The organism is Mesorhizobium sp. Z1-4, assembly GCF_004000235.1.
GTDB lineage: Bacteria > Pseudomonadota > Alphaproteobacteria > Rhizobiales > Rhizobiaceae > RCIO01.
In genome coordinates this window covers 124,957-137,728 of record NZ_RCIO01000003.1, presented here as the reverse complement: position 1 = coordinate 137,728, position 12,772 = coordinate 124,957, and the positions used below count along the sequence as shown (strand labels likewise).

12 protein-coding genes and 1 other RNA gene are annotated in these 12,772 nt (G+C 63.7%); 1 reads left to right on the top strand and 12 read right to left on the bottom strand.

Annotation, left to right across the window (positions count from 1 at the left end; all coding sequences use genetic code 11):
• Positions 1-6: 6 nt before the first annotated feature.
• From mraY to mraZ, 7 genes are read right to left on the bottom strand one after another with little or no spacing between them, the layout of a single operon-like run.
• Positions 7-1,089, bottom strand: coding sequence for a phospho-N-acetylmuramoyl-pentapeptide-transferase (gene mraY / locus EP165_RS12070; protein WP_127522874.1), 1,083 nt, complete (start codon positions 1,087-1,089; stop codon positions 7-9).
• Position 1,090: 1 nt separating this feature from the next.
• Positions 1,091-2,545, bottom strand: coding sequence for a UDP-N-acetylmuramoylalanyl-D-glutamyl-2,6-diaminopimelate--D-alanyl-D-alanine ligase (locus EP165_RS12065; protein WP_127522872.1), 1,455 nt, complete (start codon positions 2,543-2,545; stop codon positions 1,091-1,093).
• Positions 2,542-3,996 (bottom strand): UDP-N-acetylmuramoyl-L-alanyl-D-glutamate--2,6-diaminopimelate ligase, encoded by a 1,455-nt coding sequence (locus EP165_RS12060; RefSeq protein ID WP_127522870.1) that lies wholly within the window; start codon positions 3,994-3,996, stop codon positions 2,542-2,544. The genes EP165_RS12065 and EP165_RS12060 overlap by 4 nt, the downstream gene beginning before the upstream one ends.
• A 39-nt stretch (positions 3,997-4,035) precedes the next feature.
• Positions 4,036-5,751 (bottom strand): peptidoglycan D,D-transpeptidase FtsI family protein, encoded by a 1,716-nt coding sequence (locus tag EP165_RS12055; RefSeq protein WP_245440154.1) that lies wholly within the window; start codon positions 5,749-5,751, stop codon positions 4,036-4,038.
• Positions 5,751-6,119 carry a cell division protein FtsL gene (ftsL, locus tag EP165_RS12050; protein ID WP_127522868.1) on the bottom strand — a complete coding sequence of 123 codons (369 nt, stop codon included), beginning with the start codon at positions 6,117-6,119 and terminating at the stop codon, positions 5,751-5,753. Before ftsL ends, EP165_RS12055 begins: the two co-directional genes overlap by 1 nt.
• A gap of 3 nt (positions 6,120-6,122) precedes the next feature.
• Entirely contained in the window at positions 6,123-7,148 is a 1,026-nt protein-coding gene (rsmH, locus tag EP165_RS12045) for a 16S rRNA (cytosine(1402)-N(4))-methyltransferase RsmH (RefSeq protein WP_127522866.1), read from the bottom strand.
• Entirely contained in the window at positions 7,145-7,612 is a 468-nt protein-coding gene (gene mraZ / locus EP165_RS12040; RefSeq protein WP_127523513.1) for a division/cell wall cluster transcriptional repressor MraZ, read from the bottom strand. The genes rsmH and mraZ overlap by 4 nt, the downstream gene beginning before the upstream one ends.
• A 397-nt stretch (positions 7,613-8,009) precedes the next feature.
• Here mraZ and EP165_RS12035 point away from each other — a divergent pair, with 397 nt between their 5' ends.
• Positions 8,010-9,119 carry a cystathionine gamma-lyase gene (locus tag EP165_RS12035; RefSeq protein ID WP_127522864.1) on the top strand — a complete coding sequence of 370 codons (1,110 nt, stop codon included), beginning with the start codon at positions 8,010-8,012 and terminating at the stop codon, positions 9,117-9,119.
• A gap of 9 nt (positions 9,120-9,128) precedes the next feature.
• Here EP165_RS12035 and rnpB read toward each other — a convergent pair.
• From rnpB to EP165_RS12010, 5 genes are all read right to left on the bottom strand, one after another.
• Positions 9,129-9,554: RNase P RNA component class A (gene rnpB, locus EP165_RS12030), an RNA gene on the bottom strand.
• A 58-nt stretch (positions 9,555-9,612) separates the two neighbouring features.
• The gene (locus EP165_RS12025) at positions 9,613-10,236 is read right to left on the bottom strand and encodes a lytic transglycosylase domain-containing protein (protein WP_245440120.1); all 624 of its coding nucleotides are present in this window, start codon (positions 10,234-10,236) and stop codon (positions 9,613-9,615) included.
• Between the two features lie 235 nt (positions 10,237-10,471).
• A complete protein-coding gene (locus EP165_RS12020; RefSeq protein ID WP_127522862.1) occupies positions 10,472-11,065 on the bottom strand; it encodes a lytic transglycosylase domain-containing protein in 594 nt (197 codons plus the stop codon).
• 185 nt (positions 11,066-11,250) lie between these two features.
• The gene (locus tag EP165_RS12015; protein WP_127522860.1) at positions 11,251-12,012 is read right to left on the bottom strand and encodes an N-acetylmuramoyl-L-alanine amidase; all 762 of its coding nucleotides are present in this window, start codon (positions 12,010-12,012) and stop codon (positions 11,251-11,253) included.
• Entirely contained in the window at positions 12,009-12,719 is a 711-nt protein-coding gene (locus EP165_RS12010) for a J domain-containing protein (protein WP_127522858.1), read from the bottom strand. The genes EP165_RS12015 and EP165_RS12010 overlap by 4 nt, the downstream gene beginning before the upstream one ends.
• Positions 12,720-12,772: the final 53 nt, after the last annotated feature.

Below are 12,772 nucleotides of genomic sequence, written 5' to 3'. Positions count from 1 at the left end.
TGCGCCCTACCTCAGCTTCAGGGTTGAGAGGCCGACCAGCGCCAGCACGACCGCGATGATCCAGAAGCGGATCACGATCTGGCTCTCGGTCCAGCCGAGCCGCTCGAAATGGTGATGGATCGGCGCCATCAGGAAAACGCGGCGGCCGGTGAGCTTGAAAAAGAACACCTGGATGATGACCGAGAGCGCTTCCATCACGAACAGGCCGCCGATGATGGCAAGAACGATCTCGTGTTTGGTGGCAACCGCCACCGTTCCGGTCAGCCCGCCCAGTGCCAGCGAGCCGGTATCGCCCATGAAGATTGCCGCCGGCGGCGCGTTGAACCACAGGAAGCCGAGGCCCGCCCCGATCACCGCGCCCAGAATGACCGCAAGTTCGCCCGTGCCTGGCACGAAATGGATCTGCAGATAATCGGCAAAAACGGCATTGCCCGAAAGATATGCGATGGTGCCGAAGGCGGCTGCCGCCACCATGATGGGCACGATCGCCAGCCCGTCGAGACCGTCGGTCAGGTTCACGGCGTTGCCCGCGCCGACGATGACGAATGCGCCGACCGGGATGAAGAACCAGCCGAGATTGACAATCCAGTCCTTGAAGAACGGGAAGGTCAGAGATGAGGAAAACTCGGGCGTGCCCGCCCGCATGATCACCCAGGCGGCGATGCCGGCGATCAGGAACTCCGCGCCGAGCCGGAACTTGCCCGAAACGCCGAGATGCGTCTGTTTGGTCACCTTCAGATAATCGTCATAGAAGCCGATGATGCCGAAGCTGACGGTGACCAGAAGCACCGTCCAGACATAGACGCTGGTCAGATTGCACCACAGCAGCGCCGATCCGATGATGCCGCACAGGATCATCAGCCCGCCCATCGTCGGCGTACCCGCCTTCTTGAAATGCGTCTGCGGCCCGTCGGCCCGGATCGGCTGGCCTTTGCCCTGCCTGATCCGCAGGGCGGCGATGATACGCGGCCCGAACAGGAAAACGATGATCGCCGAGGTTATCAGCGCGCCGCCCGTGCGGAACGTGATGTAGCGAAACACGTTGAACACCGACACCTGGTCGGCGAATTCAACTAAGGCGATGAGCATGTTACCGGTCTCCCCGCTCTCCGGCCGCTGCGGCGCGTCCCTCACCCGCCGGCGGAAATTTTTCAACCAAGGCCTTAACGATGCGGGCGAAGCCAATACCGTTCGAGGATTTGATCATCAAGACGTCCCCCGGCCGCGCCGCCGAAACAACCTGCGGCAGCAGCGCGTCGACAGTGGGCTGATAGTCCACCTTCATCGTTTCGCGGAGCTTGTCGCGAAGGGTGGCCATTTCCGCCCCGCCGAGAAAGACCCGGTCGATGCCGGCTTCCTGCAGCGGCTCAGCGAGCCCCGCATGCAGCTTCTGCGAATGGTCGCCGAGTTCAAGCATATCGCCCAGAACCGCGATGCGGCGGCCGTTGGTGCCCACCGGCATCTGCGCCAGCAATGTTATGGCAGCGCCCATGGAAGCCGGATTGGCGTTGTAGCTTTCGTCGACGAGCGTGAACTTGCCGCGCGGATGTTTGAGCCGCTGGATGCGCCCGCGCCCCGCTTCTGCCCTTAGCCCGGCAAGCGCCGCAACCGCCTTGTCGACGTCAGCGCCGGCCAGTTGCGCGGCACCCAGAACCGAGATCGCGTTCTGCGCCATATGGCGGCCCGGCGCGCCGACCGTGACCGCCAAATCGCGGCCGCCCATGCGGGCGGTGAATTCCGACCCGGTTTCGGTCGGCTTGAACCCGACGATCTTGTATTCGGCACGTGCATGTTCGCCGAATCCGTGAATATGCTCCACACCGGCCTGGCCGGCTTTCTTTTCCAGCAGCTTCCAGCGTTCGTCGTCGCGGTTGATCAGCGCATGACCGCCCTTTTCGATCCCCTCGAATATCTCGGCCTTGGCGTCGGCGATCTCGTTGAGGTTCTTGAAATGGCCGAGATGCGCGGCCGCGATCAGCGTCACCATCGCAATGTGCGGGCGAACCATCTTGACCAGCGACCGTATCTCGCCGGCATGGTTCATGCCGATCTCGAAGATCGCGTAGTCCGCATCCGCCGGCAGCCTTGCAAGCGACAGGGGCACGCCCCAGTGGTTGTTGTAGGAACGGTCCGACGCATGGACCTTGCCCGACGGCGACAGCGCCGCCCGCAGCGCTTCCTTGGTTGTCGTCTTGCCCGCCGAGCCTGTGACCGCGATCACTTTTGCCGTGCTGCGCGCCCGTGCCGCCGCTCCGACCGCGGCGAGCGCGGCAAGCACGTCCGACACCACGATCATCGGCATTGCGAGCCGCCCGAGCGCGGGCAGCTTTTCTTCCGCGACAACAAGTAGGCCAGCACCCGCCGCCATGGCGGCCGACGCGAAGTCGTGCCCGTCCACGCGGTCGCCCTTGATGGCAAAAAAGGCATCGCCAGGATTCAGCGAACGGCTGTCGATAGAGATGCCCGATATCTCTTCAGGCAGCGTGCCCAGCGGACGGCCGCGCGTGGCGGCCAGAAGCGCCTCGACTGTCCACAATGCACTCACGCCGCGACACTCTTCAGCGCGTTGCGGGCTTCCTCGTGGTCGGAAAAATGCAGCGTCTTGTCGCCGATAATCTGGCCTTCCTCATGTCCCTTCCCGGCAATTATGAGCGTATCGCCCGACTGCAGCATCGTCACCGCATCGCCGATCGCCTGCCTGCGGTCACCAATCTCGCGTGCGCCGGGCGCCGCAGCCATGATCGCCGCACGAATCGTGGCCGGCTCCTCGCTGCGCGGATTGTCGTCGGTCACGATCACGACGTCGGCCAGCCGAGCGGCGATTTCGCCCATGATCGGACGTTTGCCCGCATCCCGGTCGCCCCCGCAGCCGAACACGACGATCACGCGCCCGGTCGTGAAGGGCCGTACGGCCGCAAGCACGTTTTCCAGCGCCTCGGGTTTGTGCGCGTAATCGACATAGACCGGCGCACCGTTGGTTTTCGCGCCGACGAGTTCAAGCCGTCCCGACGCGCCCTTGAGATGCTCAAGGGCTTCGAGCGACGTTTCGATCGGCATACCCGTCGCAACCGCCATGCCGGCCGCCACCAACGCGTTCGCCATCTGGAACTCACCCGCCAGCGGCAGGTTGATCTCATATATATGCCCGTCGGCCTCGATCTCCGCACGCTGCCGTGCACGCTCGTGCTCAAGCCGCTTCAGCGTCAGGAGCCCGCCCTTGCGTCCGACGGTCAGCACGACGCGTCCGGCCTGCTGCGCTGCCCTCTCGGTAGCCCCTGACCATGCATCGTCGGAGAAAATCACCGCCGGCGCCGATTTCGGCAGAAGCGTATCGAACAGCCGCATCTTGGCGCGGTGATAGTCCTCGACTGTGGGGTGATAGTCGAGATGGTCGCGGCCGAGATTGGTGAACCCGCCAGCCGAGAGCTTCACCCCGTCCAGCCGCCGCTGGTCCAGCCCGTGGCTGGAGGCTTCCATTGCTGCGTGAGTGACGCCGCTGTCGGCCAGTTCCTTCAGGAGCCGGTGCAGCACGACCGGATCGGGTGTCGTCAGCGAACCGTACTCCGTCCGGTCCGGTGCAATCACCCCGACCGTACCGATGCTGGCGGCCTGTTTGCCGCCGTGCTTCCATATCTGGCGGAGGAAAGACGCGACCGAGGTCTTGCCTGCGGTACCGGTGACGGCAGCGATCGTTTCAGGCTGTGCGCCGAAGAACCGTGCGGCGGCGAGCGCCAGGGCGCGGCGCGGGTCGTCGACTTCGATGACCGGTACGCCGCCGTCTGCAATTGCGCCGGGCGCCGCGATGATTGCCGCGGCACCCTTTTCCACCGCGTCGGCGGCAAAGGCCGCACCGTCGGTTTTGGTACCCGAAAGGGCGGCGAAAAGGTTACCCGGCGTCACCTGCCGCGAATCGGAAGCGATACCGGTGATTGCCGTATCGGCAACGGCGGAGCCCTCTCCGATTGGCAAAATATCTGAAAAATCACTGAGATTCATGATGTCAGCACCGTCCGCTGCCCCCTCGCGGTGGAGGATTCACTGAGTGGATATAAGCAGGGCTGTACTTTCATGGCCAAATTCCGGCATCACGCCAAGAAGCGGTGCGGAACGTCGCACAACATTGGATACTACGGGCGCCGTGTTGAGGCCCGAAGTCGCGCTCATTCCCGGCTGCTCCGGTTTCGGTTCATCGAGAATGACCAGGACGACATATTTCGGGTCGTCTACCGGGAAAGCCGAAAGAAACGCATTGAAGCGCTTGTCGGTCGAGTAGCGTCCGTTCACAACCTTTTCCGCCGTGCCCGTTTTGCCGCCGACGAAATAGCCAGGCACTTCAGCGCGCCGGCCCGAACCCTTTTCCACATTCAGCCGGAAAAGATAGCGCATGGCCGCGCTGGTTTTGTCGCTGAGAACCTGTTTCGCCTGTCCCGCCGCCTGCGAGGCGGAACGCGGCAGGAATGTCGGTTCGATCAACATGCCTCCATTGACCAGCGCCGAGGCCGCAACGGCCGTCTGCAGCGGTGTCGTCGCCACACCGTGGCCGAAGGAGATGGTGATGCGGTTGATGCGTTTCCATTCGGCCGGCCCGGTCGGCGTTGCGACCTCGGGCAGTTCGGTGGTCATGCGGTCAAGCAGGCCGATGCGCCTGAAGAAGGCCTGATGCTGTTCGATCGGTATCTGCTCGGCCATGCGTGCGGTACCGATATTGGACGAGTAGATGAAGATCTCCGGCACGCTCAGTACCCGGCCCTTGCCGTGGAAATCCTTGATCGTGAACTTGCCCACCCTGAGCGGCTGCCGCGCGTCGAAACTGTCGTTCAGCCCGACCGCACCGGAATCCAGCGCCATCGCGGTGGTGAACCCCTTGAAGGTCGACCCCATCTCGAACACGCCGCCCGACATGCGGTTGAGGCGGTCCTTCTTGTGTGCATCGACCGGGTTGTTCGGGTCGTAATCCGGCAGCGATGCCATCGCGACCACCTCGCCGGTGCGTGCATCGAGCACCACACCGCCGGCGGCGACCGTCTGGTACCGCTCCATCGCACGCTTCAGCTCGTCATGCAGGATATGCTGCACGCGGATGTCGATCGACAGCTGGAACGGCTTGAGCGTCTCGCGCTCCGCCAGCCCGATTTCGCGCAGGTCCGCAAGGCCGAGCGAGTCGATGAACTTCTCGATCCCGGCGATGCCCTTGTTGTCGATATCGACCAGCCCCATGATGTGCGAAGCTGTCGGGCCTCCGGGATAAAAGCGCCGGTTTTCCGCCCGGAACCCGATGCCGGGAATGCCCAGCGCCATGATTTCCGCCTGCTGGCGCGGCGAAAGATGCCGCCGCAGCCACACGAAGCCGGCATCGGTGCGCAGCCGGTGATAAACCTGCTCATATTGGATGTCAGGCAGTACCGTGAGCAGCTTCTCGATGGCCTCGTCCGCATCCACGATGCGCCGGGGTTCGGCGAACAGCGAGAATGTCTTGATGTCGGTCGCCAGCAGTTCGCCATTGCGGTCGATGATGTCGGGCCGCGACGCTGTGTTGTGCGGCGCCGGGCCGCTGCCGTCAGCCGGTTCCTGAAAGCCGAGATAGACGAGACGTCCGGCGATCGCGCCGTAGAGCGCCAGAAACACCGCGATCGTCATGATCAGGCGGTTTCGCGCCCGCCCGTTTCCGGTGCGCGCGCCGTCGAGAACGATCCCCCCATCGGAGGCTTTTGATTGGGCGCGCCCTGCAAGCCGCCTGAGATGTTCGGTAATCACTGCGACACCGCGCCGGTTTGAACGTCGTCGGTAATCGCCTCCTCGAGGGCGCGCGCCGAAACGATCTCGCCGATCTGGCGCAGCGTTTCGGGAAGGCGGTCGAGCGAGCCGATCTGGTCGGGTTCCACGCTTTGCAGCTGCAATTCTTCCGCATAGGCGTCAACGAGCGTCTGCAGCCGGGCCGGCTGCGTCAGTACGCTGAGATCCGCCTCCAATACGTCGATCGTGTCGCGCTCGGTGCGGATTTCGGCTTCCAGCCTGCGAACTTCCTCATACTTCAGTTCTGCGTCGTATTTGATCTTGAAGGTCACGGCAGCCGCAGCGACCATGACCCCGATCAGTATGACGTCTGTGGTTCTGAACATGGATCAGGCGCCCTCCGCCTCACTGGCGACCGGCAGGCCGGCAATGCGCACCGCTTCCAGTTCCTCGCGGTTCGCCGCCGCAGATGCGTCGGTGCGTACCGCCCAGCGCAGCTTGGCCGAACGCGAGCGGGGATTGCGGGCGATTTCTTCCGCCGAAGCCTCGACTGCCTTCGAAATCGCTTCGAACCGCGCCGCCTCCGCCGTGACGGCGGGTTGATGGCGCGAGCCGGATGCCTTGCCGGACCGCGCGGCGAAGAACCGTTTCACTATCCTGTCCTCGAGCGAATGGAACGTCACCACCGCCAGCCGCCCGCCGGGCTTGAGCGCGCGTTCGGCTGCCTGGAGCCCCAGCACCAGCTGTCCGAGTTCGTCGTTCACGTAGATACGCAGCGCCTGGAATGTCCGTGTCGCTGGGTCAATCTTTTCTTTCGGGTTGCGGCCGAGCACCGCCTCGATCGCATGCGCGAGCTGTTCGGTCCGCGTGAACGGCCGCTCCTCGCGCTTGCGCTCGATCATGCGGGCGATCCGGCCTGCCTGCCGCTCCTCGCCGTAGATGCCCAGAATGCGCGCGATGTCGCCGGCCTTGAATGTGTTCACCACATCCGCCGCGCTCAGCCCGCGCCCGCTCATGCGCATGTCGAGCGGCCCGTCGGCGCGGAAGGAAAAGCCGCGCTCCGCCTCGTCGATCTGCATGGACGATACGCCGATATCCAGAACCACGCCGTCGAGATCGTTTCCGGCAAGCGTGTCGAGATCGGCAAAGGCGCCGTGAATGAGTTTCAGCCGCCCGCCGGACGCTTCCACCAGTTCGGCCCCGCCCGCGATGGCATTGGGGTCCCGGTCGATGGCGACCACCTGCGCGCCGGCAGCCAGCAGCGCACGCGTGTAGCCGCCCGCACCGAACGTGCCGTCAACCAGGGTCTGCCCTTCGCCAGGCGCAAGAGCCGCGACCACCTCATCCAGGAGAACCGGAATGTGGCGGGCCGGTCCGCCACCGGCGTGGATATCCGCGCCGGGGCCCGCCATCATTCCGTGTCCCCTGCCTGTATGCTGCCCGATTGCCTGCGTTTGAGTTGCCGCAGCCGCTCGCGTGCCTGCGCCGCGTAATCCGCAAGCTGTTTCGGCTCCCATATCTGGAAGTAGTGGCCGCGCCCCACAAACGCGACCTCGCCCGAAATGCCGGTATGCTCGCGGATGAAATCCGTCAGGGTGATACGGCCGTCCTGGTCGAGTTTCAGGAACGCCCCGTCGCCATAGTAGAGAAAGGACATGTCGTCCGCCGTCTGCAGGAACGGATCTTCCTCCGCGATGCGCCTCTCGAAGGCATCCAGAAGGTCCGGCCCGCCGACATCCATCGATGGCGTGTCCAGCGACCGAAGCAGATAGAGCTCGCCGTAGCCGCGCGCCTGGATGATTGAGCGAAAAGCGGCCGGGACCGAAACGCGACCCTTCGCGTCGATCCTGTTGGTCGCGCTCGATAGAAACCGGCCCATGGCTGAATTCGACACGGTGATCCGCCGTTCCCCTCGTCATTGCCTCGCTCGTGCCTGCGCGTCCAATCAACCGATCCGGCTCCGGACCGGTCGAAATCCGTCGGCGCCGGCCGCGGCTTTCGCGGCCGGATGGAACCTGTATCCACCGGATTTCGGATCGTCGCTCTGACTGGTTCTGAGGGATATCATGGGCTGATATGGGCGTCAACGGGACACAGCCCCACGAAGTGGCCCTGGCCGGGCGGATGGAAGTTCACCGCCCTTTATGTCTTGTTAACCCTAACAAACCGTTAGGAACGCCATCCCTCCCGCAGGTTGGCCCAGCAAATGGCCCTTGTTGCGGCACGCACCACTGGCTAACTCTTCAGCCTGGATTTTCAGCCACCCGGAGACCGGAATGCCGGACGACATGATGGACCGCGCCGCACGCCTGCTGCATGCCAGACAGGCGCGGCTTGCCAAGGGCGAGCCTGTGTCGCTGCCGCTCGAAATGACCTCGGTCTACCACCTCGCCGGCGACCCGGCGGGTCACAAGCAATATGGCCGCTTCGACAATGCGACCTGGGAAGCGACGGAAGAACTGCTTGGCCTGCTGGAAGATGCCGCCTGCGTCGCGTTCCCGTCCGGCATGGCTGCAATCGCGGCATCGCTGCTTGCGTTCGCACAGAGCGGAGACCGCATTCTCCTGCCTTCGGACGGCTATTACACACCGCGTGTCCTGGCTGACCGTTTCCTGACCAGGCTCGGCCTGCAATTCGATCTGCGGCCCACGGCATCCTTCCTCGATGGCGGCTTCGACGGCTACCGGATCGTCTTTGCCGAAACACCGTCTAATCCGGGCCTCGATATTTGCGACCTCCAAGCAGTGAGCCGGGTAGCGAAAGCGGCCGGCGCGATCGTGGTTGCCGACAACACGACCATGACACCCTTCGGCCAGCGCCCGCTCGATCTCGGCGCCGACATTGTCGTTTCGGCCGATACGAAAGCCGCGAACGGCCATTCCGACGCGCTGTTCGGCCATGTCACCACACGCGACGACGCATACCTCGCCGCTCTGAGGGAATGGCGCAAACTCTCCGGCTCCATCCCCGGCCCTTTCGAGGCCTGGCAGGTTCATCGCGGACTGGAGACACTGGAGGTGCGGTTCGCCCGCATGTGCGACAATGCCGAGATGCTGGCGCCGCGTTTGCGCAACCACAAGGCGGTATCCGCACTGCGTTACCCCGGCCTCGCCGACGACCCCTCTCACAATCTGGCGCGCGCGCAGATGGACCGTTTCGGATTTCTGATCGGACTGACCTTGAAGGACGCCGATGCCGCCGAGGCGTTCATCGAACGCTGCAGCCTGTTGCTGCCGGCAACCTCGTTCGGCGGCCTGCACAGCTCCGCCGAACGCCGTTCCCGCTGGGGCGATGATGTTGCACCGGGTTTCGTGCGGCTGTCGGTCGGCTGCGAGCCGCCCGGGCCTTTGTGGGCAGCGATCGAAGATACGCTGGACACGCTCTAGCCGGTGAAAAGTGCCAGCCGGCCTGTAAGCCGGGTTCTGTATGGCCCCGTGCCTTGCGGCGCGGAACGTGGCGGCCATTCCTCTGGGACGGATGTTGCCATCCGCCTCAAGCAACCAACCCGGATGGCTCGGCCGGAAACGCCTGAAGGTTGCCCTTCGCGCCATCCCTATTTGGTCTTGCTCCCGGTGGGGTTTGCCGTGCCGCGTCCGTTGCCGACCGCGCGGTGGGCTCTTACCCCACCCTTTCACCCTTACCCCGCCGGCAAATCGGCCCGTGGCCGAACTGTGGCCGATTTGCAGGCGGGGCGGTTTCCTTTCTGTGGCACTTTCCCTGAGGTTGCCCTCGCCGGAAATTATCCGGCACCGTTCTTCCGTGGAGCCCGGACTTTCCTCCCCGCATCCTTGCGGAAGCGGAGCGGCCGCCCGGCCGACTGGCAGACCGTATAAAGAGATTTATGCGCGCCAGCGCAATGGGGTAGCCGTGCCGATCCGCTCAGCTTGCACCGAGCCGCTTCTCGACCTTCTCGCAGTAGGCAGCCGAAATCGGGTTCATGCGCTTGGCGCCATGGCCGGCATTGTATTTCAGGATCGTACCGCAGATCGTGCCGTCGCTGCGCTTGCGCGCGCCGCCCAGATATTTCATCCCGTATCTGATGTTCGTCTCGGGATGGAAGAGTTTCTTGATCGAGCCGCGATAGCCCATCAGCTCCGCCGTCGCCGGCATGATCTGCATCAGCCCCACCTCGCCGGCGGCACCCCGCACATTGGTGCGGTAGCTGCTTTCGGCCCACACCACCGCATGCGCCAGCTCCAGCGGCACGCCGTTCGCCCGCGCATGCCGAGCGATGATCTCGCCGAGATTAACCGCCTTGGCGCTGCGTTTGAGATTGTCTTCCGCAATCTCGTCGCGTGCCTTTGTATCGACCGAGCCGGTGGTGATCGTGTCGATGCGGTTGCCGTTGCCGTCGAAGCAGCCCAGCAGGCGGCATTCGATTGCAATGTCGGCTGTCGCAGCTTCGGCGCTGAGCACCGCCTGCTGGCCCATCTGGCTGAGCGCGGAAATGGCAAGCATGACAGCCGCGACAAAGATCGCGGCGCGATAATAATTCAGCGTCATAATCGTTCAAATCGTGTTTGTGGCACGGGTCGCTGTTTGGAAGCGCGCCGTGGCGGCCGGTTTTTACTCAGTGACGAGCAAACTCAAGTCTTGGGAGACGCGGCGCACTAAACAGCCAAATCAGGCGTAAAAAGAGCAAATTTGATCAAAAATTGTTTCAAAATGTAACACATTGGACTGCCGCATCGCCGGCGGTCCAACACACGCCGGCGATGCGAACTGGATATTCCATGCCTCAGCTTATGCCGAGATGCTTCTTCACCTTGCTGCAATAGGCCGCCGAAATGCGGTTCATGCGCTTGGCGCCATGGCCGGCATTGTATTTCAGGATAGTGCCGCACACCGAGCCATCGCCCAGCTTGCGCGCCTGCCCGAGATATTTCATGCCGTATTTGATGTTGGTTTCGGGATTGTAGAGCCCCTTGACCGAACCGCTGTAGCCCATGGCGCGGGCTGTCGCCGGCTTGATCTGCATCAGCCCCACCTCGCCTGCACGGCCGCGCGCATTTGCACGGAAATTGCTCTCGATGCGGATAACCGCATGCGCGAGATTGACGGGCACGCCATTGGCGGTCGCATGCTTGACGATGATCGAGGAATAGCGGCTGGTGGCCGTATTCGTCGCGGCAGGCTTCGCGGCCGTCCTGTTGCCGGCCATGGCCGTCTTCACGGCAGCGGGCGCGGCAGCATCCACGCGTTTGCCTTCCTTATCGTAGCAGCCGAGCAGATAGCACTTGGTGTCGGCCTGCGGTTTCTGCTCGGACGCGTTTGCGCCAAAGCTCACCGCTGCGGCGGCAAGCGCTGCCGCTGCAAAAGTCAGTCGATTCATGTAGGTCTTTTCTTGAGTTCGTGGCCTCTGGGAGGGGAGGCGCGATTGCACTGTACGGGCGGCCGGTTTCGATCACGCCCGCATACGGGTGCGCGCCGCTTGTCGCCCAAATCGGGCGTCAAAAAGGGCGGGCCCGTTCAAAAAAGATGACCGAATGTTACCGCCGGCCGCCCGGCGCCGGTTTGTTACGCAACGTCAGTCAGCGCCGCCAGAAGTCGCGAGAGCGTGTCGATCGTCGAGCGATCCGCCACGCCATCGACGCGTTCGGGGCGGAAATGGCGCTGGAACGCCTCGACCACGATCCGCGTCCTTTCGCCGAAAGTTCCGTCGGTGTCGACGCCGTAGCCATAGCGAAAAAGCAGCGATTGCAAAGACTTGACCTCTTCGCCTGAAGCGCCTTCGCAAAGCCCGAGATCATCGCCCGCCGGCTCAGCCCGCACCCAGTGGCCGACTCCGGCGTCCGCCAGCCTTCCCCAGGGGAACTTTTCGCCGGGGTCGATCTTGCGCCCGGGCGCCACGTCGGAGTGAGCGAGCACGCGCTGCGGCGAAATATTGTGACGAGTCACGATGTCGCGGCAGAGCGAAATGACGGCTTCGACCTGCAAATCCGCAAAATCGTCATAGCCGAGATCGTGCCCGCGGTTCACGATCTCGATGCCCACCGAGCATGAATTGATGTCGGTCACACCGGCCCAGAAACTCTTCCCCGCATGCCACGCGCGGTCGGCCTCGCGCACCATCTGCACCACCCGCCCGTCCTCGTGCACGAGATAGTGCGACGACACCTGGCTCTCGGCATTGCACAGCCAGGCTTGCGCCGCCGCTCCGCTCGCCATGCCGGTGTAATGAAGGATAATCGTATCGGCCCGCGCATTCTCACGCCGGCTGCCGAAGTTTGGCGAGGCGCAGACCTTGGCGCCCGCAAAGTCAGGCCCGAACGCTTTCACGCGAACTTCCAACCCGCTTCGATGGCCGCATAGGCCACGTTGATCGCCGCCATGCGCTCATTCGCGATGCCGATGAACTCGGCTGGCAGGCCGCGCCCGATCAGCCTGTCCGGGTGGTTCTCTGCGACGAGTTTCCGGTAGCGGCTTGTCACCTCCGCGCGGCTCGCGTCGTGCGAAATGCCCAGCACCAGAAACGGGTCGCCTTCCCCGCTTGCGGCATGGCGCGCCACGATCCGCTCGAAATGCGCTTCGTCGAGTTCGAATATTTCAGCGACCCTGTGCAGATATCCGAGCTCGCGCTCGTGGATCACCCCGTCCGATTTGGCGATATGGAAAAGTCCGTCGAGAATATCTTCCAGCATCAGGCAGTTGGGCGAGCCCGAGCCGCACAGACGCGCCATCTGGCCGGCATAGGCTTCGAAGCCTGCGACGTCCTGCTGCGCCAGATTGTAGAGCCGCGAAACATTGCGCTCCTCTTCCTCCGGCACGTGGAATATTTCGCGAAAGGCGCCGACCTCGGAGGCCGTCACCACGCCGTCGGCTTTGGCCATCTTGGCCGAAAGCGCGATCATGGCCACCGAAAAGGCGACTTGCCGCCTCAGCTCGGGATCGGCCACGAAAGCGCTGCGCAGCGCCTCCACGATCGCCGAAAGCGAAGGAACTTGGATGCGCGATGCGAATGCGCCGAGATTCGTCCAGATGCTCATGCGATCCAAAATAGGGACATTGGCGTTGCCACGCGAGGGGCAGATTGGAGATC